Below are 22,927 nucleotides of genomic sequence, written 5' to 3' on the forward strand. Positions count from 1 at the left end.
CTTCGTAGAGGAGGGGTGCGAAAGGGGGTGTCAGTGAGTGGCGGTGAGAGCGTCCATGCGCTGCTCGACCTCGTCGGCGGTCGCATGGCCGACAGCCACGGCCATGGTGCGGTCAGCCTGGACGGCCAGCAGGGTGGGGAAGCTGCGCACGCCCAGTGCGGCTGTCCTCTCGAAGCCGGCCTTCGCGGCAGTGGCCGAACCCGGTGCGGCGAACGCCTCGGCGACGCCATGCGGTGCCAGACCGGCCGCTTCGGCGACCGCGCGGTAGGTGGCCGGGTCGGACAGGCTCATGCCGTCCGCGTAGAACGCGGACTGCAGTGCGGCGACCAGTTCCACGATGCGATGGGGCGCGGCCTGCCGCAACGCGGCCACCCCTCGCGCTGCGGCCTCGGAGTCCATCACGAACGAGCCGTCCGCGATCAGCCGTGCGTAACCGGCCCCGAAGCTGACCCCGGTCAGCTCACTGATCTTGGCGTTGGCGCCCTGGACATGTCCGAACTCCCGGACAGGTACACGGCGTGGGCCGGTGAACAGGCCGCCGGAGACCACTTCCACGTCCAGACCGGGGTGGCGTCGGACGACTTCGGACAGCGTCGGCGCGAAACCGTACGACCAGCCGCAGTAGGCATCGAAGACGTAGACGAGCTTCATGAGGGCCGTGCCTCTCGGTTGGGGAGCCCGCCTTCGGCGGGCACATTCACCTGACGTAACAGTATCTGATGTGTCAGGTATTTCCCAACGGTGGGACTCTTCGCCTTCCTGGTGGGCGGCGCGAATCGCCGGATCCACACAGCGGGCGCCGAGGTCTCGGACCCGACGTACGTCGTCCCCGGTCTGCGGCGTGCCGCAGCCGCGGACGGGGCGACCTGGCCGCGTCAGGGCAGACGGTCTGCCCAGGCCTCGGTTTTCACAGGGTCCTCCCGCACTCGCGCTTCGGGCGTAGCGCCAGGATGGGGCAGATCACAGGTGCCTACAAAAGGCACTTTCGTGTGCGTAACCAGCATCGGATGTCCGTCACGGACGTCACTGTGGGCTACATGGGCACAGCGCGGCCCATCATGACCTGCGAGTCTTCGCCGGGACCAGGTGAACCGGAGCGGCTCACGTGGTCCTACGAGAGATCATGAGCAGCGGCGCGTCCGCGCCGCGACTGAGGTGAGGAAGGGCGGGGCGGTGGCACGGGACGTGCAGATCACGACGGCCGAGCAGGCGGCGAACGACGGGATGGTGCTGGCGTTCGGCTGGCTGCAGGGGTCTGCCAACCGGCTGGAGTACATTCTGGGCCGGGCCCTTGAGGAGGAGTGCGGGATCAGCCACCTGATGTTCGAGGTGCTGCTGATTCTGGGCCGGGCCGGTGGGCCGGGCATGTCGATGCGGGCCATCGCCCAGGAGCGAGTCCTCACCACGGGAGGGGCGACGCGGTTGGTGGACCGGATGGAGGTGGCGGGTCTGGTGGCCCGTGACGACAATCCGGACGATCGCCGAGGACGGGTGGTCCGATTGACGCAGCTGGGGGAGGAGACCGTGGTGCGGGCAGCGCGTATGCACGTGGAGAACGTGCAGCGGTTCCTCCTCGACCCGTTGCCCGCAGAGCATCGGGAGCAGTTCACCCGCGACCTGCGGACGGTGAGCATGGCGGCGCGCGATGCGCTGCCCCGCCTGCGCTGAGCCGCTCTGGGACGCCGCTACGAGGCCCCGACTCGGCGCCGGGTGGTACATCCTTCGGTGGTTGACGGCGGAGCCGACGCTGTACTTGTCCACCGGTCAGATGCCGGAGGTGGTGAGGTCGAGGCCGCAGGCGCAGCCGAGGGCGTCTTCGGGAGTGGAGCGGGCGCAGGCTCGATCAGGCGCCACCGCCCGCGCCGCCGACCAGGATCGGACTTCCGCCACCGCCAGGCCGCCCCGGTCCGCGACGTACTGATGGCGACCGCGACCAGGAACTGCGCGCACCGCCGGCAGCTGATGACAATCGTTACGCTGCTGGCCACTGCGGAGGCCGCCCCGGCTGACGATGCCCCATCGAAGGCCCTCTGAACTGGTACGGCAACTCAGCCCGGACAAACATCAACTGCTCTCGGACGCGGTATGAAGCAGCGACCGGGCAGGGTTTTCGGGGGCCATTGCCATGCGATGGGGGGGCGAGAGCCTATGCGCCGCCCGGAGACCAGTAGGTGTGAGAGCTTTCGGCTGGGCCCCGCTTGCGGCCGCCTTCCCCGACGCCGAGATGGACAAAGCCCGGAATGACTCGTGAAGGACTCCCTCCACCGGAGCTTGTGCTGTTCGGGAACTTCAGGTTCCAGTTGTCGGAGGCGGGGCCTGGGCGGCGATCCCGCGGTGTTCGTGCTCAGCCGATTCGGACAGGGCGAGAGCCCCGCAGGTATCCGCCAAGGCTTTCACCTGTTCCAACTCGGCGAGTGCTTCGGCCTGGCGGCCGGAAGCGGACAGTGCGCTACCGGCGGTCAGCCGGGCCATGGCCTCGTTGAGAGGCATCCGGGCCGCGCGGAACTCGGCAGCGGCCAGGCACGCGGTGGGACCCGCCGCCGGGTTCTGCCGGGCGAGTTGCACCTCGGCGCGGGCCAGCAACGCGAAACCGCGCCGGCCGGTCGGCAGGCCGACGGCCGCAGCAGCGGCTGCGCGGGCGGCCCACATCTCGGCAACTGTCACGTTACCCAGGGCCAGTTCCGCGACAGCCAGCAGCCGGAACCACATCGGGCGGACCGGGGCTTCAAACCCGAGCAGGCGCGGGCCGCCGCCCGCTTCGAGCACCTTGCTGACACAGCCCTGCGGATCGCCGTTGAGCAGCAGCGTCTGGCCGAGCATCCCGACCATCGCCGACCGGTGCGCGCCCGGTGCGGGTCCGGCCGGAGAGAGTGACTCCTCACAGATCTTCAGTGCTCCGGCGAAGTCTCCCCGCCACATCAGGACTGCCGCGCTCACCACCTCAGCCAACGAGCGCGGCTCGCTGCTGTCGACGAGTGACGCCGCCTCCAGGGCGTCGTCGGCGTAGGTCGCCGCCTCGTCCAGGCGTCCGAGCCACAGGTAGGCGTAGGCGGAAGCGGCGAAGAGGTCGGCGAGCACGAGGCTCTGGCCGGTTCGGCGGGACACTTTCAGACCTCGGCGGAGGTGGCGTAGTGCGGGGTCGTAGCGTCCATGGAGCATCTCCGCCCAGCCCGTCATGACGAGCGTGTCCATCTGCCCGGCCAGTGCCTGATCGTCGGTCTCGTCGAGCACTTCCACCACAGGGTCGAGGTAGTCGGCCGCCCGGGCGTCGCCTGCGAAGGTATGCGCCAGCGCCAGCAGAGCGCGGACTGCGGTGCACTGCAGCGGGTCGCCGATACGTTCCGCCGAACGCAACGCGCGTTCGCCCCAGTCGATCGCCGTGGAGAAGTCGTTCCTACGAAGCGCCACCACCGCGACGCCCAGCTCCAAAGTGGCTGTCTCCGGCTGGAGTTGGCCCTTGTGGTCCGCCAACTCCCGCAGCAGCAGAGCCGTGGCCTCTTCGTACCGGCCGAGCGCCCACTCCATGGTGGCTCGCAGGGCAGCAACCCGGGCGCGTCGGCCGCGGGCCCGCGCGGGCAGGAGGGTGGCGGCCGTACGCAGAACGGCGCGGCTTTCCAGCAGTCGTCCTGCCATGCCCAGCGCATCGGCCTGCTGGAGCCACAGTTCGGGCCGCAGCCGACTCTGCTCGCCGAGCAACCGCAGGGCTTCCTGTGTCCAGTGCGCGGCGGTGGCTGGTGCGATCGTCATCACCTGACGGGCGGCCCGTACCAGTAGGTCAACGGCGTGTTCGTCTCCTGCGCGCGCCGAACGCTGAACGTGCGACGCCTGGGCGGTCAGCGGTGCGCCGCGCAGCGCCAGGCCGTCCGCCGCCCGGGTATGCGCCTCGATCCGCCAGCCGGCGCCCGCACCCTGGTACACCGCTGCCCGGACCAGCGGATGGCGGAACCGGAACTGGCGCGTGGAGCCGACCTGGCGTACCAGGTCCCGCTCCGCGACCTCGTCCAGGGCGGCTAGGGCCTGTGCCTCATCGGTTCGGGCCACAACTGCCACCATGTCGGCTTCGAAAGAGTCGCCGAGCACCGCGGCCGCCTGTGTACAGATCCGCGCAGTGGCCGACAGACCTCCCAGCTCCTCCAGCAGTGCGGCACGCACTGATCTCGTCAGATCGTCGGCGACAGGCACCGAGCCTGCCGGCACCGCCTGGGCCACCGGGACCGCCGGCAGGCTTTCGTCCCCGGTGCTCCGGGTCAGCGCCTCCAGGTAGAACGGGTTGCCGCCACTGACCTCGTACAGCCGTCGGAAGCGCCAGTGATCCGGCCTGGCCCCGCACAGCTCCGCTCCCTCGGCCGGGGACAGCGGCCCCAGCTCGACCCTGGCCAGCCTTCCCTCCGTCCCCGCCCGGGCCAGTGCCGCGGCCAGTCGCGGCGGAGCCTGCCGGGGGCGGTAGGCGAGAGCGAGGAGTAGCGGTGTCCTCGGCGGGTGGCGTACCAGATGGTCGATCAGCTCGGCCGTTCCGTCATCCGTCCACTGCAGGTCGTCCAGGCTGAGCACGAGCCCGCCGTCAGCACTCAGCGTCTCCAGCAGCGTCCGCACCGCCCGGTGGAACCAGTAGCGTTCGACCGTCACCGGCTCCGGCCCGGTCGGAAAACGGTCACCGAGCGCGGGGAAGACCGTACTCAGCAGGGCGAACGCGCCAGTCTGTGATCCGTCGTACCCGAGCCGGCGGAAGTCCACCGTGCCGAGGTGGTCGTCCAGGGCGTCCACGAACGCACCGTACGGAGCCCGGTCGAACTCCACGCTGCGTCCGGCGAGGGACGTGAAGCCGCGCTGCCTCGCGCGCTCGCCCAGTTCGCCGAGCAGCCGTGTCTTTCCGATACCCGGTTCCCCGACCACCTCGACCACCCCTGGCGCACCGGACAGGGCATCCTCGATCGCACCGTCGAGGACCGTCAACTCCGCTGCGCGTCCGATCAGACGGCTTCCCGACCGGGGGCGCCGCGGTGTCGGCGGGCCGGGGTCAGCGCCGCCTCGTGGGGTGCACACCGGCGGGGACGCGGGTAACGGGTGCGGCACGAGAGCGAGCGCGGATCCCGGAGCACGCCCGGAGGCCGGGGCGGTGGCTGGGACGTTCAGTGCGGGGTCGCCGGTGAGGATCTGCTGGTGCAGTTGCCGCAGCGGGAGGCCGGGGTCACAGCCGAGTTCTTCGGCCAGCAGCAGCCGGATCCGCTGGTAATGGCCGAGGGCATCGGCCGGGCGGCCGCCGCGGTACAGGGCGAGGATGAACTGGCCGGCCAGCCGTTCGTCCAGTGGGTGCGTCTCGACCCGGGCGGACAACTCGGCCAACAGTCCACTGTGGTGACCGCAGCGGAGCCGAACGTCGGTGTGGTCCAGTTCGGCCGCGACCCGTTCTTGGTCGACCGCGTCGCGGAAAGCGTTGATCCAAGGGGTATCCAGACCCGCGAGGGCGTTTCCCCGCCAGAGGCCGAGTGCCTGCTCGAACAAGGTCGCGGCCCGCTCGTCCTGCTCGTTCCGGGCGGCCGCGCGGGCCTGTGCTGTGACGCCATGGAACCGGTGCAGATCCACTGCGGTCGCCTCGACGTCGAGGACATACCCACCGGATCGCCGGACGATGTCCGTCCCCTCGGCGACGGCCAAAGCCCGCCGCAGACGGGAGAGGTAGCCGTAGAGCGTGTTCCGGACCCGCTGAGGAGGGCGGTCGGCCCAGACACGCTCGACAAGCCGGTCCACCGAAACCACCTGGTTGGCGTCCACCAGCAGCACCGCGAGCACACACCGCTGCCGGGCGTGACCCAGATCGACGATCCGGCCGTCCACGCGCGCCTCGACGCTGCCGAGCAAAGAGAAGTCAACCGTCACAGCAACGCCCCCGAGTCTCAAGTCCCACTCTGGCACAGCACCTTCGACCAGCCCATTCAACGTTTGTCCAAGGTTTGCCGAGGGTCGGCCGCGCACCTTGGTCCAGGGCAGGAAACAGCACGACATACCGACCCCCTGCGGAGTGCAGGCAAGAAGGCCCTCGGCCCGTCAAGCGTCCGGCCCTCCGATCTGAACCTCCATCCGGACGTCGATCGGATGCCATGTCAGACCTTCACTCGAAAGAGGATCAGAAGATGAAGAAAGCCCTCGCTGGCATGTTCGCCGTCCTTGCCCTGGCCGGCTCCGGTCTCGCCGCCTCGGCTGACAGCGCGTCCGCAGCCCAGGTAAAGGCGATCACGTGCACGAAGCAGTTCCAGGACGCCAACACGGTCGGCTTCCGATGCACTGGTGGGGGCCCCTTCTACACACAGGCGCTGTGCAAGAACGGGAAGTGGGCCCATGGCGCCGACGCGGCGGCGGGCACCACGTCTTACGCCTACTGCACCAGCCTCAACTCATCACTCGCCGTGCCCCTCCAAGCCTACGGCCGCGGCGCCGCCTGACAGAGCGCGGTACTCCACGTCCAGTCATCGAAGAGTGTGTTCTCGATCTCAGCTGAGCTGTCCAGGCCCGCTGAGAGCGCGACCCACAACCCGGAGGCCCAGCGCGGCAGGCGTCCAGCCGCACAACGAACGGACGTCTCCGACAAGTGGGCAGTCATCAACCCCGGGATGCGCACCGCAACCCGGCAACGGCCCACAAGATCGTGTCCAGCCCCTTGACACCTACTGAGGAAGAAGGTCCCCACCATGCGAAATGACATTCTCAAGGGCACGCGGCGAATACTGGCCACTGCCGTCACTGCTGTCGGCCTGCTGGCCGCGTTCACCGGTGGCGCCCACGCCGCGGGAGGAACCTTCTCGGGCAGAACCGCAGACGGTTGCGGTACTGCCTCCGGCACCTACCACTGGTACGAGACCACCGTGTACAACAACAAGCAGGCCTTCAAGACCGACTGGGACATGGCGGTCGTCGACCACTGCTCGGCCGACGGGGTGGCCGAGAGCCTCTACACCAAGTACTCGAAGTGGAACGGTTCTGCCTGGGTCAGCGACAACAAGTTCCACAAGATCGCGCCCTCAGGTACTGGCACCAATGTGGCCGATGTCCGGCTGTACATTTGCCACGTCGGAAACGGCAACAGCTGCGTGATGCTGTAGCGCTCACGCACACACCACCCGAACCCCGTCACTGCGGCTGCTTCGCAGCTGCACGGTTCCGCGTCTGCCTGGGGTGGGCCCGCTCGGCAACACGCCGGGCGGGCCCACCCTTCGTGGAGGGCGTCCCGCGTGGTGGTGCAGGCGATCACTGAGTTGCCGCCAACTTGAAGGCCCAGGTCAAAGGGCTGGTGCGACCGGCCCCTGGGGTACTCGTGCCCGTCGGCCGTCGCCGTGCCCCCTGCTCCGAGGTCTCGTCCGCGGACGCGCCCGTACGGACCGGGGGGCCGGCCGCGTTCCGGAGCAGGCGACTGGCGTCGCCGCGATGGGTCAGACCCGCCGGACGTTCGAGGCCGCCGCCAAGACGGTCGCCAAGCTCAACGCCGGCGTCCGGGACCGCGCCGTCGCTCACGGCCCCCGACCGCAGCCCACCGCGCCGACGACCGTGCCGACGCACACCCGGCAGCCCGGCGCTCAGCCCCCGCCGGGCCGGACCACAGGAGGAGTCGCATGAGTACCCCGGAGCAAGGCAGACCTCGCCGGTACCGCCTGAGGTCCGGCGCGGACCGTGGTCGTGTACGACGTCGCGTCTGGAGGGTGGATGGCTTGGCTCGGACGATCGGCGTGGAGTGGGCGCGACGTTGCTGCTTGACCTCCGCACAGGACATCCGACGGCCAAGAGTTCGTAACGAGCCATTGACAGGAGCTCCGGCCATGGGCAATCTCATGTGCACGCAGTTGACTAAACGATTAACCAACCCGGTATCTACTACTTTGGGCAGGGGCAATGGCGCGCCGGATCGGGATCAAGGACGTGGCCGCGGCGGCTGGTGTGTCGACCGCGACTGTGTCGCACATCCTGAACGGCGTCGAGGGCAAGCGGGCCAGTGCGGAGACCCGGCAGCGCGTCCTGCGGGTCGCCGACGAACTCGGGTACGCGCCGAACGGCCTCGCAAGGGGGCTGAGGCTGAAGCGGTCGCAGACCATCGGCTTCGTGAGCGATGAGATCGCCACCACCCCCCATGCCAGCCGGACGATCCTGGGCGCCCAGGAGGCCGCCACAGCTGCGGGCCTGGTGCTGCTGCTGGTCAACACCAGCGGCGATGCCGAACTGGAGCGCACCAGCATCGAGATGCTGCTCCAGCGGCAGGTGGACGGCGTGCTGTACGCGGCGATGTACCACCGGAACGTGCGCGTGCCGGAGAGCCTGGGCTCGACGCCCACCGTGCTGCTGGACGCGCGCTCCGAGGACCCCGCCATCCCCTTCGTGGTGCCCGATGAGGTCCAGGGCGGATACACGGCGGTGCGTGAGCTGATCGACCACGGGCACCGCAGGATCGGCGTGACCGTGCAGACCGTCGACGTTCCCGCCCGGCATGGCCGCTTGGAGGGCTACCGCAAGGCGCTGGCCGAGGTCGGTGTCCCCTACGACCCGTCTTTGGTCGCCGCGGAGACGGCAGTGTCCTTCGGGACGACGGCCGGCGACGTGGACGCGGGCTACCGGGCTGCCCGGCGCCTGCTGACGGCGGAGCAGCGCCCCACTGCACTGTTCTGTTTCAACGACCGGATGGCCGCCGGCGCTTATCGCGCTGCGGCCGAGTTGGGACTGTCCATCCCCGGTGATCTGTCGGTCATCGGGTTCGACAACCAGGAGCTGGTCTGCGAGGCCGTCTACCCCGCGCTGAGCACGGTTCAGCTCCCGCACTACGAGATGGGGGCACGGGCTGTGGCCCAGCTGCTCGCGCTCACCAAGACGCCGGGCCGGCCACCGGGCCCGGACAGCCAGGAGATGCTGCTTTGCCCGCTGGTGGCGCGGGCATCGGTCGCTTCGCCGCCCCGACTCTGACCCCGGGACGGCGAAGCTTTTCGCACCGTGACAGGCGACCGTCGCAACCGGTCGTCGGTCCTGTCAGTACTTGGAACACAGTGAGGGTACACACATGTCCCCTGAGATTCTCCACGAGGCGTCGAGCCGTCGCAGCCTGATGGCGCTGGACGCCGCCTCCGCCCCACCGGTAGGCGCGGGCGGATCGGTCTGCGTCAGTTTGGCCCGCTCCTCCAGCGGCCCGGCCCCTCAGGCGCGAGGGTACTGAGCCTCGCGCTCCTCGCCGACCAGGTGTCGGCGCGTCACCAAGCCTCTCTCCCGCAGCTCGCCGCCGGCATCGCGCCGGACCTGGCTTTGCGTTGTCATGCCACCGGGGCCTTCCGCGAGTGCTGGTGGAGGCCGCTTTCTTCGAATTCTACGAAGGAATCGTGGCCGTTTTCGTCCGGTGACCGCCCTTCGCATGCCCTCTGTACTTACCGAAAGGCACGTGTGTGTCCACCGCGCCCCGTGATCTGTTCCGGCCCGTTGCGCACTTGCGCCCGCCCCACAACTGGATCAACGACCCCAACGGGCTCGTCTTCCATGACGGCCACTACCACGCGTTCTACCAGTACAACCCGTACGGGTCGACCCACGCGAACATGCACTGGGGCCACTTCCGCAGCCCCGACCTGCTGACCTGGGAGCCGCTGCCGATCGCCCTGTCCCCGACCCCGGGTGGCGTGGACGCCGACGGCTGTTTCTCCGGTAACGCCGTCTCCGAAGGCGACCGGTTGGTCGCCTTCTACTCCGCGCACCGCGAAGACCGCTCGCCCCAGCACCAGCCCGTCACCTACGCCACCTCCCATGACGGCGGCCTGACCTTCCGCCCGCGCGGCGAACCGGTCGTCCCCGCTTGGCCCGAGAGCTGCACCATGTACCGCGACCCGTACGTCTGGCAGGACGGCGACGGCTGGCGGATGCTGGTCGGCGCCGCCCTCGCGGACGGCCGTGGCGCGGCCCTGCTCTACGAGTCGCCCGACCTGGAGACCTGGACCTACCTGGGTCCCTTCGAAGCCCGCGAGCAGGAGCCGGTCGGCGGCACCGACCTGCACACCGGCGAGGGCTGGGAGTGTCCCCAGTACCTCCCGGCGCAGTCCGGACGGCCCGGTGCTCTCCTCTTCAGCGCCTGGAACGACGACGACAGCCCACGGTGCGTCACGGCTCTGGTCGGCGAGGAACACGGCAACGTCCTCGAGGCCGGCGCGCCAGTCCTCGTGGACCACGGCCCTGACTGCTATGCACCCGCCCTGCTGCGTGCACCCGGCGGCAGATGGCTGCTGTGGGGCTGGTCCGTGGAAGCCCGCGAGGAAGCCTGGGCGGTCGCGGACGGATGGGCCGGCGTGCTGACCCTGCCTCGCGAGATCTCGGTCGGCGGCGACGGAACGCTGCGCCAGCAGCCCGCCACCGAACTGCTCGACCTGCGCGGCGAGCACGCCGTCCACACCGACGGCGTGACATATGGCCCGGTGGACCTCGGCAGCGTGGGCCGCGCCTTCGACCTGACGGCCCGTCTGGAGCCGACCGGGAACGCCGGTCTGCGGCTGCTCACCACCCCGGACGGCTCGGAGTACCTCGACATCCGCCTCGACGCCGACACAGGCGAACTGGTCGTCGACCGCGACCACGCCTCGCTGGACACCCGGGCCCGCGGCGGCTCCTACCGAATGCCCTGCCCAGTCGGCCGGCCCGTCGACGTGCGCGTGGTCGTCGACCACTCCATCGCCGAAGTCTTCCTGACCTCCACCGGCCAGGTGCTCACCCTGCGCTTCTACCCGACCGGGGACGGCCCGTGGCGGCTACAGGCACGCAGCGCGCCCAACGCGCACCTCGGCTACGCGGTCGACGCCTGGGAGCTGCGGCCTCTCGTGATCAAGGAGGCGAGCGGCAACTCCGCCGAGCCCGAAGGACAGTCCGCATGAGCCCCCGCCTCTCTCCGCACGCGTAGGCAGCCCTGCCCACGCCGTAGGGCCCGTTCCCACACCGGTTCTCCACCCTCCACGCCCCGTCCGCACCTCCCACCCTGACCCGCACCACGCACCGGAGGCACCCACCATGAACATCGGCAGTAGAAGTTCCCGCCGGACGGCTTGTACGGCCCTGGCCCTCGTCCTTCCGCTGGCCGCGCTGGCCGCCTGCGGCGGGGGCAGCGGCACCAACACCTCCGCGGAGAAGGGCAGCGGCACGGGCACCATCACTGTCTGGGCCCACCAGGGTCAGCAGAGCGAGGCCGGCGCCGTGCAGAACGCGGTGAAGACCTTCAACTCCTCGCAGAAGAAGGTCAAGGTCAAGCTGACGCTGATCCCCGACAACGACTACACCAAGACCATCACCACCACCGACGCCTCCAAGCTGCCGGACGTGATGGAGTTCGACGGTCCGACCATGGCGAGCTTCGTCTACAACCAGAAGCTCGCCGCGATCGACGACTACGTCTCCGCCAAGACCCTGGCCAACGCCACGGACGCCATCAAGGCCGAGGGCGAGATCGACGGCAAGCACTACGGCCTGGGCATGTACGACTCCGGGCTCGGCATCTACGGCAACAAGAAGCTGCTGGACGCGGCCGGGGTGAAGTATCCCACCGGTGTGTCCGACGCCTGGACCGCGGACGAGTTCACCGCGGCCGTCAAGAAGCTGGCCGCCAAGGACTCCGACGGCAAGAGCCTGGACCTTCAGGAGGGCGGCGGCTTCGCGAACGAGTGGGGCACCTACGGCTTCGGCCCGATCGTCTGGTCGGCGGGCGGCTCGCTGCTGAAGAACGGCAAGGCAGAAGGCGCTCTCGACAGCCCGGCCGCGGCCTCGGCGCTGAAGACCTTCCAGTCGTGGAAGACCTACGTCGACCCCAACACCGACTCCAACGCCTTCACCAAGGGCCGCGTCGCCCTCAGCTGGGTCGGCCACTGGATGTACCCCGCCTACGGCAAGGCCCTCGGTGACGACCTCGTCGTGCTGCCGCTGCCCGACTTCGGCAACGGCCCCAAGACCGGCCAGGGCTCCTGGGCCTGGGGCATCGGCGCCGGCACCAAGAACGGCAAGGCCGCGGGCGCCTTCCTCGACTCCCTCATGAACGACACCAACGTCACCGCGATGACCACGGCCAACGGTGCCCCTCCCGGCACCAAGTCCGTGCTCGCCGAGAGCGACCTGTACAAGCAGGGCGGCCCGCTCCAGCTCTTCGCCGACCAGCTGGCCAAGCCGTGTGGCGACAGTGACATCACGAAGTCCTGCGTGGCCGTGACCCGCCCGGTCACCGCCGGATACCCCACGGTCACCGCCAAGTTCAGCCAGGCGCTGAGCGACATCTACGGCGGCGCCGACCCGAAGACCGCTCTGGCCAAGGCCGCCCGCGCCATCGACCAGGACTACTCGGACAACGACGGTTATCAGCTGCCGTAGCCGGCATCCAGCAGCCGGGAGGGCCGGGCACACGCTGACAGCGCCCGCTCCTCCCGGCCGGGAAGAGGACCCCTACCGTGACCACCGTCAACCCCGCACCCGCCACGCCCGCCGGCAGGAAACCGACCTCACCACCGACATCCGCCAAGCCCAAGCAGTCCGGGCGCAGAAACCGCGACTGGGTGCACGGGCTGCTGATGGCCGCACCCGCCCTCGGCGGCCTCATCGCCTTCGTCGGCGTCCCCTTCGTCTACGCGGTCGTGCTCTCCTTCTACAACGTGCGCCTCGGCTCGCCGCTCCCGCCCCGCTTCTTCGGCCTGGAGCAGTACCGGCGCATCTTCACCGACCCCGACATGTCCGGCCCGTTCCTGCGGGCCCTGCTGAACAACCTGACCTTCGCCGTGGTCGTCGTACCCCTGCAGACCGGCCTGGCACTGGCCCTGGCGATCCTCCTCAACCGCAAACTCAAGGCAATCGGCCTGTTCCGGTCCCTGTTCTTCCTGCCCGTCGTCTTCCCCATGGCCCTGGTCGCCGTCATCTGGCGGCTCATCCTCGCCCGCAGCGGCGACGGCCTGCTCAACTCCGCCCTGGACGCGGTGACTTTCGGCAACTGGGGCGCCTTCGACTGGCTCGGCGACGGGCTCACCGCCATGGCCTCGATCATCGTGCTGTCCGTCTGGCAGGGCGTCGGCTTCCAGATGGTCATCCTCCTCGCCGGACTCCAGCAGATCCCCGGCGAGCTCTACGAGGCCGCCCAGCTCGACCGTGCCTCCCGCTGGCAGCAGTTCCGCCACGTCACCCTGCCCGGCATCCGCGGCACCCTCGTCTTCGTCGCCCTGCTCACCTCGGTGTTCTCCTTCCGCGTCTTCGACCAGGTCTACGTCCTCGTCAAGGGCGGCGGACTCGACGAGGACGCCACCCGCACGGTGATGTACCAGGCCGTCACCACGGCCTTCGACCAGAACAACATCGGCCAGGCGTCCGCGATCACCGTCGTCTTCTTCCTGATCGTCGTCGCCCTGACCCTCACCCAGCGCCGCGTCGTCCGCGCGGGCAACGAGGACTGACCATGACCCGCTCACCCCTGCGCCGCTTCCTCGACTACGCCGTCCTGAGCGTCCTGGCCTTCATCTTCGTCCTGCCCGTCCTCTACCTGTTCCTGGGCAGCTTCAAGCCCTCCGACGAAGTGCTGAACGGCCTGACCGGCTTCCTGCCCACCCACCTGTCGCTGGACAACTACACTGCCGTCCTGGACAGCTTCGACTCCGACGCCACCGGCTACTTCTGGCGGTTCATGGGCATCTCACTGCTCCTGTCCGCCGTCGTCGTGCTCGGCGGGCTGATCGTCAACTCCATGGCCGCCTACGGGCTCACCCGGCTGCGGTGGAAAGGCCAGAACACCGTCTTCACCCTCGTACTGCTGCTGTTGCTCGTCCCGTTCGAAGCAGTGGCCGTCCCGCTGTTCTACATGTTCAACGACCAGCGCAACACCATCTACATCCAGGCCATCCCCTTCATCGCCCAAGCCTTCTCCATCTTCCAGTTCGCCACCTACTTCCGCGCGATCCCGCCCAGCATCGAGGAAGCCGCCCGCATCGACGGCGCCGGCCCCTGGCGCACCTTCTTCGCGATCGTCGTCCCGATGTCGAAGCCGGTGTACGCATCGGTGGCGATCCTGACCTTCCTCGGCCAGTGGGGCTCCTTCCTCTGGCCCGTCCTGATGGTCTCCGACCCCTCAGTACGTCCCCTCCCGCTGCAGATGAGCGTCTTCCAGGGCCAGCAGCCCGTGGACTGGGGCCAGGTCCTCGCCTTCGGTGTCCTGCTGGTCCTGCCGGTGCTGATCGTCTTCACGTTCTTCCAGCGGTGGTTCGTGCAGGGCGTGGCCAGCTCCGCCGTAAAGGGCTGAGCCTGCTTTGACCTCTCGCGGACGGTGTGGAGTTCGACGCGGTCTTCGGGCACAACGACCCCTCGGCGGCCGGTGTGCTCGCGGCCTTCCACGAGGCCGCCGGCCTTCGGATACCGCAGGATGTCGCCGTGGTGGGCTTCGACGACGTCGAACTGGCGTCGTACACCTGTCCGGCACTGACCACCAACCACCAGCCGATGCGGGAAATGGGTGAGGCAGCGGCGCGTCTGCTGCTCGACCACGTGCGCAGATCGCCGGAGGCCGCCCCCTCGCGCACCATTCCCACCAGCCTCGTGATCCGTAGCTCGACGTTACAGCCGAGCCCCAACTGACGCGACGGCGTCGCGATGCGCACGTGATGGCAGAAGCACCCGCCGTCGCCGATCAACTCTCTGACCCTGTACGACTCATTGCTTGGAGAACACAGTGGGACAGCCGGTCCGCTCTGCGGCGTACCTGGATCCGGAAGCGTCCGTGGAAGCGAGGATCGAAGACTTGCTGGCACGGATGACCATGCCGGAGAAGGTCGGGCAGTTGCTGACGCTCGACGCACAACACGGGGACCTGGCGGACATCGTGTCGGCCAAGCTGGCCGGATCGGTCCTGCACGTGTCGCCCGAGAGGATGCCGGAAGCCATGGAAATGGCCCGGCGGACACGGCTCGGCATTCCGCTGCTGACCGCCGACGACGGCATCCACGGCCACTCGTTCTGGCCGGGCGCGACCATCTTCCCGACCCAGCTGGCCATGGCCTGCACCTGGGACCCCTCCTTGCTCCACCGTGTCGCCCGGGTGGCCGCGACCGAGATCGCGGCGACCGGAATCCAGTGGACGTTCTCGCCGGTGCTGTGCATCACCCGGGACCTGCGCTGGGGCCGGGTCAACGAGACGTTCGGCGAGGACCCGTTCCTGATCGGTGAACTCGGGGCGGCGATGGTGCGTGGCTATCAGGGTGAGGGCCTCAGCGATCCGACAGCCGTGCTGGCGTGCGCCAAGCACTTCGCGGGCTACTCCGAAACCCTGGGCGGCCGCGACGCGAGCGAAGCCGATCTCAGCCCGCGCAAGCTGCGCTCCTGGTTCCTGCCCCCCTTCGAAAAAGCGGCTGAGGCCGGCTGCAGCACTTTCATGCTGGGCTACCAGTCGATCGACGGCGTGCCCATCACGGCGCATCAGTGGCTGATCAACGACGTACTCAAGGGCGAGTGGGGCTTCACCGGCACCCTGGTGACCGACTGGGACAACGTCGGCCGGATGGTCTACGACCAGCGGACCTGCGCCGACCACGTGGAGGCGGCGGCGGTCGCCGTCAACGCCGGCAACGACCTCATCATGGCCACGCCGGCGTTCTTCGAGGGCGCGCAGGAGGCGGTCACCCGCGGCCTGATCGACGAGAAACAGATCGACGACGCCGTACGGCGGATTCTGCGGCTGAAGTTCGAACTTGCGCTCTTCGAGGACCCCCGCACCCCCGACCCCGAGCGGCAGGCGCAGGTGATCGGCTGCCGCGCGCACGCCGACCTCAACCTGGAAACCGCCCGACGCTCCCTGGTGCTGCTGCGCAACGACGGCACCCTGCCCCTCGACGGCGGGCTGACCTCCGATGGAACCGGCCGCGCCGCGAGCCGGGGCACGCCGCGGACGATCGCGGTCATCGGCCCCAACGCCGACAGCCCGGAAGCCATGCTCGGCGACTGGGCGGGCGCATCCGGACAGGTCGCGTGGATGCCCGACGGGCATCCACGCGAGACGGTGGAGACGGTGCTCGACGGCCTACGAGCCGTCGCACCCGCCGACTGGACCATCACGCACGCCCGCGGTGCCGACATCGAAAGCCCCGCATCCATGGGCGAGTGGTCGGTCGGGCCCGACGGCCAACCGCAGCCGCCCGTCTTCATCCCCGCCCCGGTCGACCAGGCACAGCTTCGGGAGGCAACCGCCGCCGCGGAGGCCGCCGACTACGCCGTCGTGGTCGTGGGAGACACCATCGCCCTCACCGGTGAGCTGCGCTCCACGGCCACGCTCGACCTCCAAGGAGGCCAGATCGCACTGCTGGACGCGCTCGCCGCCACCGGCACACCCACGATCGTCGTACTCGTCCAATCCAAGCCGAGCACCCTGCCGGACTCGGCACTGAACGCGGCGGCACTCATCGAGGCGTTCAACCCGGGCATGCGCGGCGGCCGCGCCGTCGCCGAACTCCTCCTCGGACTCACCGAACCCAGCGGCCGGCTCCCGGTCTCCTTCGCACGCCACGTCGGACAGCAACCGGTCTTCTACAACCAAGTGCGAGGCCAGCACGGGAGCCGCTACGCGGACCTCGCCCAGGACCCCCTGTTCGCGTTCGGCGAGGGCCTCACCTACACCACCGTCACCTACTCCGACCTTGTCGTACACGGCCCGGACGTCACGGCTGACGGCACGGTCAACGCCACGGTACGGCTCACCAACACCGGCAGCCGTCCGGCCCTGGAAACGGTCCAGGCATACGTCAGCGACCTGACCACCAGCGTCACCTGGACCGAGCAGGAGCTGAAGGGCTTCACCCAGATCGAAATCCTTCCCGGCGAAAGCCTGGACGTCCATCTCAGCGTCCCTGCCTCGCACTGCTCACTCGTCACGGCCGACAACCGCCGCGTGGTCGAACCAGGTGAGTTCGCACTCCGCGTCGGCACCAGCTCACGGCGGGAGCAACAGCTGAGCGCAGGATTTCGCATCCGGCCCTGAATCCCGCACGGACCCCTACCAGGACCGCCGCGCCTACGTGTGGAACAACGACCACGGCCGCTTCGTCGACGACCCGTCCTGGGGCCACCGCCGCGGCGGCCACCACTGACCCACCCGCTCCTGCTTGCGGGTGGATGCCGCGCGGCGGCTGCGGCAGACATGACACCTCGGCGGCGCGCCCTCCCTTTCCCGGGGGTGGGCGCGCCGCCTGGTGCTACCAAGCCGCCCCGCTGGACAACCCGCCCACGGGGTTGCTCCTTCTGCCCGCAACCACGGCCCTACTGGTGGCTGACGCGGCGCTCCTCGAAGAGTCGTCTGGCTTCCGCCGCGACAGGGGGTCCAGGTGGTCGCGATCGACATCTGCACCGTCTTCAAAGCCGCGGTGCGCGACTCACTTCCGCACGTCAGCACGTGGTGGCCGCAGATCCTCGCCGCGATCACGACCGGCGTCACCAACGCCGCCTCCGAAGGGATCGACAGGGCGATCAAAACCGACGCCGTGCATCTTTACGCGAACGCGTTGCAAGTCGGGTATCGCCGAACCCTGATCGGGAGATGCATAAAGGATTCATATAAAGCTGCTATGCTTCAGGCGTGAGTCGCCGAGACGCCGCGCACGGCGCTTCCGAAGCCATCGGGTCAGCCCTCTACGGTCTGGCCACCAGGGCCGTGAGACGCCTTCCCCGCGACATGAGCCTGACGTCCGCCGCCACCTTGGCCACCCTGGACAAGACCGGCCCGCGACGGATCACCGATCTGGCGGTGGCCGAGGGCGTCACCCAGCCCGCGATGACCGTCCTGGTCCGGGTGATGGAGGAATCCGGGCTGGTCGAGCGGAAGGGCGATCCGTCCGACAAGCGGGTCACGCTGGTGTGCCTGACCGAGGCCGGCGCATCGTACGTCCGGACGCGACGCCAGGCGGGCGTCGACGCGTACGCGCGGTTGATCGACGAACTCACCGGTGACGAGGTCGAGGCCTTGGCAGCAGCCCTTCCGGCGCTGCTGCATCTGGCGGAGCTCGAAAGCCACGCCCGAGAGGAGTCGGACCGGTGACCGCGGCCCAGGCTCATGACCAGCCCATGAACACTGCCCTGATACGTTCCGAGGCACGTCTGCTGGTCCCCGCCCTGATGTTCATCGCCCTGGTCGTGGCGGCGGTCGCCAGTCTCGGGACGCCGCTCATCACCAGCGTGGCGACCACGTTCCACGTCTCCCTCGACAGCGCGCAGTGGACGCTGACCATCGCCCTGCTCAGCGGCGCCGTCGCCACACCCGTCCTCGGCCGGCTCGGAGCCGGTCCGCACCGGCGGGCCACGATTCTCGCCACGCTGGCGATCGTCGTCGTCGGCAGCGCGCTCACCGTGCTGCCACTGCCGTTCGCCTGGCTGCTCGTGGGCAGAGCGGCCCAAGGCGTCGGACTCGGTCTCACGGCGCTGATGATGGGCGTGGCCCGCGACCATCTTCCCGAGGAGCGCAGCGCGGCCACGATCGCCCTGATCTCTGTGGTCTCCATCATCGGAGCCGGCCTCGGCTACCCACTGGCCGCGCTGCTCGCCGAGTTCGGCGGACTGCGGGCCGCCTACGGCCTCGGCCTGCTCGTCACCGCCATCGCCTTCGTGACCGCGTGGCGCTCCATGCCCGCAGCTCCCGAAGGCCGCTCCGCTCACGTGAACGTGGCCGGTGCGCTCGTCCTGGCGGGTGGACTGCTCCTCGTCCTGTTCCTGGCCGGAGAGAGGAGCCTGTGGAGCCGACACCTCGCCGTGGCGGTGACCCTTGCCGTCGCCGCCGTACTCCTGCTCTGCGTCTGGACCGTTTCCGAACTGCGAACCAAGACGCCCCTGGTCGACGTCCGGGCGGTACGGCACCCGGCGGTCGCCGGGGCGAACATCGCCATGTTCGTCGGCGGGAGCGGCATGTACCTCCTGCTCACGCTCATCACCCGCTACGCGCAGACGCCGCACAGCGCCGGCTACGGCTTCGGACTGACCACCTTCGTGGCGGGGCTGGTCCTCATCCCGTTCTCCGCGCTGGGGTTCGTCGCCGGCAAGCTCACGCCGCGGGTCCGCGAACGGATCGACGGCCCCCTGCTCCTGGCCGGCAGCGCCGCCATCGTCGGCGGCGGGTTCGTCCTGTTCGCCACCGCCCGGTCCAACCTGGCCGAACTGCTCGCGGCCATGGGCGTGCTGGGCTTCGGCGTCGGCAGCTTCTCGGCCGCCATGCCCGGCGTCATCCTGGCCGTCACCCCCAAGAGCGAGACGTCGAGTGCCATGAGCTTCAACTACGTCGTCCGCAGCGTCGGGTACTCCCTGGGCAGCGCCATCGGCGGTCTGGTCCTGGCCGCCGGCACCGCCAAGGGCCGCCTCTTCCCGAACGACGACGCCTACACGACCGCGGCGCTGGTCGGCGTCGCCGCGATGGCGATCACGACGGTGGCCAGTCTCGCCCTCGCCCTCCGACGCTCACCCGAGACCGATCCGATCACAGCCCCAGTCGGTGTGCCGGGCCTGGGCCGGTCGAGTCGAACGGGAAGCTGAGGATCGAAGCCGTCCGACTTCGACGCCGTCTCCGTCGGCTCGCTCACCCACAGCGCGCCGGCCATGGATCTGAGCATGCTTCTGAGCATCAATTCCGAACACAGGAGGTAACCGTGGTCAAGGGCTATTGGGTCAGCGCCTACCGCACCATCGCGGACCCCGAGAAGCTGGCTGCCTACAACAAGCTGGCTGGTCCAGCCGTCGAGGCCGCGGGCGGGCGGCTGCTCGCCCGCGGCAGCCGGGTCGTCGCACACGACGCCGGAATCGCCGAGCGCACCGTCCTGATCGAGTTCGACAGCTTCGAACGGGCGGTCGCCGCACATGCGAGTGCGGCCTACCAGGAGGCGCTGGCCGCACTTGCTGACGGCGTCGAGCGCGACTTCCGCATCATCGAAGGCCTCGACTGACGATCGAGGCTGCGTCGGCGACGCACACGAAGCCGACTGCGGGGATCACCCCGGCTCGTCAGCGCGCCGCACCGTCGCGAACAGCGTCAGGCCAGTGGCATCGGCGGTGATGTCCAGTCCGGCGACGGTTCCCGGCGGCGCGGCGGCACGGACGTCGGCCTCCATGTCGGCGGGGGTGCGTTCGACGAGGTTCCAGCGGCCGATGCGGGTCATCAGAGCGGCGTAGGGGTTGCGTCGGCGTCCGCGGGTTCGGGCTGTTGGCTAGGGCAGGGCGTCCTGGATGTCTGCGCGGGTGTCGAGCACGGTGTCGCCGGTGATCTCCAGTAGGTGCCGTAGCTGGCGGGGCGGGCCGGCCAGGCGCAGCGAGGTCATGTGGTGGATACGCAGCAGCAGGTTGAGGAAGGTCGAGTCGGCGAAGGAGACGCCGGAGACGTCGATTACCACGCGGGGGTGCTTGCGGGCTGCGGTGTCGAGTGCTTCCTCGAGCGGGGCAATGGTGTTGGTGTCGTAGTCGCCGTGTGCGACGACGATCCATGCCCCGTCCTGCTCGTACTGCACGGTGGCTTTGCCGTCGGGTCCGTGGCTCATGTCGGGATCATGCCCGGCTGCCGACGAGGGTGGTAGGACGCCGTGCACGGTGAGTGGGAGAGGTCGAGGGGTCAGGCGCTGCGCGGCCGCTGTCGGTGTCCGGTCGTCTTCTTCGCGGCCGTCTTCTTCTTCGGCTTCGGTAGCTCGTGCACGTCGGCGTCCTCGCCGCGGGAGGACTTCGCCTCGGACACGGACTCCTCGAGCGCGGCCATCAGGTCGAGGACGCGGCCCGGTTTCTCCGGCTCGGGCGCCTCGGGGAGGGGCCTCTCTTCCCGCTTGGCTTCGATGATCTTTTCCATGGCTTCGGTGTAGGTGCCCTTGAAGTCGTCGCCTTCGAGGTCGTCGCGGGACATGGACTCCATCAGGGCGAGCGGACACGTCCACGGGCTCCGGGAGGAGTTCGGAGGGGTCGCGGAGCTCGTCGGGCCAGTGCATCGCGTGCAGGACGATGGCGTCGCCGCGGACCCGCAGCATGCCGAGCCGCTCGCGCCCGGACCACGCGTATTTGAATGAGGCGATGCGCAATCGCCTGATGCGCGCCACCCACGGCGCGTGTGGATCCATCCAGCTGCGGGGCCCGTACGGGGCGCCTACAGCTGCGGCGGATCTTTGCTGGAGCAGGTCGGCCATCGGCGCGGCGAGTAGCGCGGTCGGCCGTCAAGAACGCAGTTCCACCAGCCCCGCGTCCAGCCCCCTGTCCGTCCGCGGCTCGACCGTCGTCACGACTGGTTTCGTTGATGTCCAGGAACAGCGTTCGTCGACTGGTTCCGGAGTCAGTTGGTGATCATGCGGTTCGTGAATGTCGAGCAGAAGTGACGGCGTTCTCGCAGGGCGGCGAGAAAAGGGAAGGCGGAAGCCAACTGGCCGTTGACAGGATGTCCGCGCTGAACCCCCGAGGGGAAAGGACCCCACGACCGTGGCTCGTGCCATCACTTTGATCCGCTCCACCGCCCTGTCCGACGTCGCCGAGTACGCCTACGCGGCCACGGCGCCCGCCGAGTCACGCCTGATCTTCCTTGCAGGGGCGTGTCCGCTGAACGATGACGGCTCCACAGCAGCGATCGGGGACTACGCGGGCCAAGCGGCGAAAGCCATCGAGAACATGCAGGCCGCTCTTACTGCCTCAGGCGCATCACTCCAGGACGTCATCAGTACACGGGTTCTCGTCGCATCGGCCCGGCGGGAGGACCTGGTGGCCGCCTGGCAGGTTGTCCGGGACTCGTTCGCTGACCATGACGTTCCGAGCACGTTGATGGGCGTCACCGTGCTCGGTTACAAGGACCAGCTCGTCGAGATCGAGGCCGTCGCCGCCGTGCTCGATTGAGACATCTTCCAAGGACACCGCAAACGCGGGATGGCCAAGCGTCCGCCAGGACGGCCGGCCATCGAGGAACGTAGGCTGCGGTCAACGGCCGCTGCACGCCGCCTACGTGAGAAGGGCAGCGGTGAGCTGCGGGTGCCGTTCACGTGCGTCACGCCGGAGGAGTGGTCGTCCTCGCCGGGGTCGCATCCGCTGGGGGTGTGCGTAGCGGATCAGCGCCGCTGCTGAGCTGCCGCATGCTGGAAGCGTCGCGGGGGCGTGGAGCCGTCGCGGCCACGGCGTTCCCGTCGCGCTCGGCGGCCCGGCGCACGGGCGCCTGTACCGTCCAGCCTCCTTCGACGTCCTACCAGCCGCTCTCGCCAGGTCCGACAGACTGTCTCGGGCTCCTGTTCGCCCGTCGCGCGGTGGGCAGGCGATGGTCGACGAGGGCTTCGATCGTGTCGGGACCGGAGGCGAGGGTGGGATGATCCTGTCCTCTCCGGTACGTCTGGCGGCGCCACGTCTACCGGATCGCACCGACGAGGAAGACGAAGGATCGATGACGCTGAACGTGGGCCAACGAGTGCGACTGGCGGCGGACCTCCGGTTGGCCGGGTCGGTGACCCCGGCCGAGCCCCCGGGGGAGACGGGTGCCTTCGCCGCCTCCGTGGCCCTGGCAGCAGGCATCGAGGGCACTGTCGAGCGTGTGGACGAGCATCACCGGCAGCAGAGCCACGAGGTCCGTGAGTACCTGCGCCTCAAGTCGCTCCTCGACGACTTCGGCCACCAGATGCCGCCGGAGAGCAGAAAGCAACTGGAGGAGCAGGTGGGGGCCTTGGAAGAGCAGTGGGCCGCCTACCAGCGGCGGATGCTCCGCGTCACGGTCCGCGTCCGGCTCGACAACGGATTCGTCCTCGACGACGCCCCCGAGGAAGTGTTCACCTCTGCCTGACCATTCGTCGCAGCGCTCGCCTTTCTCGCGCGGGTCCGTCAAGCGAGCGTGTAGTACTCCATGCCCTGTGCGGAGAAGAACGACAGGACGGCGCACCGGGGACCGTCACCCGGGCGAGGGCCGGACACCGGGCCCTGGAGTTCCGCAGGCTGCGGCGGG

Annotated in this window: 22 protein-coding genes; 17 read left to right on the forward strand and 5 right to left on the reverse strand. The window is 69.2% G+C overall.

The genetic code is table 11. The features are described from left to right. Positions 1-30: 30 nt before the first annotated feature. On the reverse strand, positions 31-651 hold the full coding sequence (locus OG736_RS42875) for a DsbA family protein (protein WP_327187306.1): 621 nt from the start codon (positions 649-651) through the stop codon (positions 31-33). Between the two features lie 573 nt (positions 652-1,224). Here OG736_RS42875 and OG736_RS42880 point away from each other — a divergent pair. Next, positions 1,225-1,668 carry a MarR family winged helix-turn-helix transcriptional regulator gene (locus OG736_RS42880; protein ID WP_327187865.1) on the forward strand — a complete coding sequence of 148 codons (444 nt, stop codon included), beginning with the start codon at positions 1,225-1,227 and terminating at the stop codon, positions 1,666-1,668. Between the two features lie 621 nt (positions 1,669-2,289). Here OG736_RS42880 and OG736_RS42885 read toward each other — a convergent pair. Continuing rightward, positions 2,290-5,877 (reverse strand): ATP-binding protein, encoded by a 3,588-nt coding sequence (locus OG736_RS42885; protein WP_327187307.1) that lies wholly within the window; start codon positions 5,875-5,877, stop codon positions 2,290-2,292. A gap of 254 nt (positions 5,878-6,131) precedes the next feature. Here OG736_RS42885 and OG736_RS42890 point away from each other — a divergent pair, with 254 nt between their 5' ends. The 14 genes from OG736_RS42890 (at position 6,132) to OG736_RS42955 (ending at position 19,928) form a co-directional block, all read left to right on the forward strand. Then, positions 6,132-6,440, forward strand: coding sequence for a hypothetical protein (locus OG736_RS42890; protein ID WP_054237726.1), 309 nt, complete (start codon positions 6,132-6,134; stop codon positions 6,438-6,440). Positions 6,441-6,686: 246 nt separating this feature from the next. Next, the gene (locus tag OG736_RS42895; RefSeq protein ID WP_327187308.1) at positions 6,687-7,097 is read left to right on the forward strand and encodes a hypothetical protein; all 411 of its coding nucleotides are present in this window, start codon (positions 6,687-6,689) and stop codon (positions 7,095-7,097) included. A gap of 322 nt (positions 7,098-7,419) precedes the next feature. After that, positions 7,420-7,608 carry a hypothetical protein gene (locus OG736_RS42900; RefSeq protein WP_327187309.1) on the forward strand — a complete coding sequence of 63 codons (189 nt, stop codon included), beginning with the start codon at positions 7,420-7,422 and terminating at the stop codon, positions 7,606-7,608. Positions 7,609-7,881: 273 nt separating this feature from the next. After that, on the forward strand, positions 7,882-8,940 hold the full coding sequence (locus OG736_RS42905; protein ID WP_327187310.1) for a LacI family DNA-binding transcriptional regulator: 1,059 nt from the start codon (positions 7,882-7,884) through the stop codon (positions 8,938-8,940). Between the two features lie 470 nt (positions 8,941-9,410). Beyond that, positions 9,411-10,880 carry a glycoside hydrolase family 32 protein gene (locus OG736_RS42910; protein ID WP_442817142.1) on the forward strand — a complete coding sequence of 490 codons (1,470 nt, stop codon included), beginning with the start codon at positions 9,411-9,413 and terminating at the stop codon, positions 10,878-10,880. Between the two features lie 133 nt (positions 10,881-11,013). After that, positions 11,014-12,357 carry an ABC transporter substrate-binding protein gene (locus OG736_RS42915; RefSeq protein WP_327187312.1) on the forward strand — a complete coding sequence of 448 codons (1,344 nt, stop codon included), beginning with the start codon at positions 11,014-11,016 and terminating at the stop codon, positions 12,355-12,357. A 77-nt stretch (positions 12,358-12,434) separates the two neighbouring features. Continuing rightward, positions 12,435-13,424 (forward strand): carbohydrate ABC transporter permease, encoded by a 990-nt coding sequence (locus OG736_RS42920; protein WP_327187313.1) that lies wholly within the window; start codon positions 12,435-12,437, stop codon positions 13,422-13,424. Between the two features lie 2 nt (positions 13,425-13,426). Further along, positions 13,427-14,263, forward strand: a complete 837-nt coding sequence (locus tag OG736_RS42925; protein ID WP_274243378.1) for a carbohydrate ABC transporter permease — start codon at positions 13,427-13,429, stop codon at positions 14,261-14,263. Between the two features lie 26 nt (positions 14,264-14,289). After that, on the forward strand, positions 14,290-14,595 hold the full coding sequence (locus tag OG736_RS42930) for a substrate-binding domain-containing protein (protein WP_327187314.1): 306 nt from the start codon (positions 14,290-14,292) through the stop codon (positions 14,593-14,595). A gap of 175 nt (positions 14,596-14,770) precedes the next feature. Beyond that, complete coding sequence (locus OG736_RS42935) at positions 14,771-16,987, forward strand: glycoside hydrolase family 3 N-terminal domain-containing protein (RefSeq protein ID WP_327187315.1); 2,217 nt, start codon at positions 14,771-14,773, stop codon at positions 16,985-16,987. Positions 16,988-17,330: 343 nt separating this feature from the next. After that, positions 17,331-17,585 (forward strand): hypothetical protein, encoded by a 255-nt coding sequence (locus tag OG736_RS42940; protein ID WP_327187316.1) that lies wholly within the window; start codon positions 17,331-17,333, stop codon positions 17,583-17,585. Beyond that, on the forward strand, positions 17,582-18,040 hold the full coding sequence (locus OG736_RS42945; protein WP_327187317.1) for a MarR family winged helix-turn-helix transcriptional regulator: 459 nt from the start codon (positions 17,582-17,584) through the stop codon (positions 18,038-18,040). The genes OG736_RS42940 and OG736_RS42945 overlap by 4 nt, the downstream gene beginning before the upstream one ends. 26 nt (positions 18,041-18,066) lie before the next feature. Next, positions 18,067-19,521, forward strand: a complete 1,455-nt coding sequence (locus OG736_RS42950; RefSeq protein WP_327187318.1) for an MFS transporter — start codon at positions 18,067-18,069, stop codon at positions 19,519-19,521. 113 nt (positions 19,522-19,634) lie between these two features. Further along, complete coding sequence (locus tag OG736_RS42955; RefSeq protein WP_327187319.1) at positions 19,635-19,928, forward strand: DUF1330 domain-containing protein; 294 nt, start codon at positions 19,635-19,637, stop codon at positions 19,926-19,928. Between the two features lie 45 nt (positions 19,929-19,973). Here the strand turns inward: OG736_RS42955 and OG736_RS42960 are convergent, their stop codons facing one another. From OG736_RS42960 to OG736_RS42970, 3 genes are all read right to left on the reverse strand, one after another. Further along, positions 19,974-20,141, reverse strand: coding sequence for a hypothetical protein (locus OG736_RS42960; protein ID WP_327187320.1), 168 nt, complete (start codon positions 20,139-20,141; stop codon positions 19,974-19,976). 48 nt (positions 20,142-20,189) lie between these two features. Continuing rightward, positions 20,190-20,516 carry an STAS domain-containing protein gene (locus tag OG736_RS42965; RefSeq protein ID WP_327187321.1) on the reverse strand — a complete coding sequence of 109 codons (327 nt, stop codon included), beginning with the start codon at positions 20,514-20,516 and terminating at the stop codon, positions 20,190-20,192. A 71-nt stretch (positions 20,517-20,587) separates the two neighbouring features. Then, on the reverse strand, positions 20,588-20,869 hold the full coding sequence (locus OG736_RS42970) for a Ku family protein (protein ID WP_327187322.1): 282 nt from the start codon (positions 20,867-20,869) through the stop codon (positions 20,588-20,590). Positions 20,870-21,432: 563 nt separating this feature from the next. Here OG736_RS42970 and OG736_RS42975 point away from each other — a divergent pair. Together OG736_RS42975 and OG736_RS42980 are read left to right on the forward strand one after the other, a co-directional pair. Continuing rightward, a complete protein-coding gene (locus OG736_RS42975; RefSeq protein ID WP_133899432.1) occupies positions 21,433-21,840 on the forward strand; it encodes a RidA family protein in 408 nt (135 codons plus the stop codon). A gap of 535 nt (positions 21,841-22,375) precedes the next feature. Next, positions 22,376-22,768 (forward strand): hypothetical protein, encoded by a 393-nt coding sequence (locus OG736_RS42980; protein WP_327187323.1) that lies wholly within the window; start codon positions 22,376-22,378, stop codon positions 22,766-22,768. The last annotated feature ends 159 nt before the right edge of the window (positions 22,769-22,927 follow it).

The sequence above is a fragment of the Streptomyces sp. NBC_01334 genome (genome assembly GCF_035983595.1).
GTDB classification, from domain to species: Bacteria; Actinomycetota; Actinomycetes; order Streptomycetales; family Streptomycetaceae; genus Streptomyces; species Streptomyces coriariae.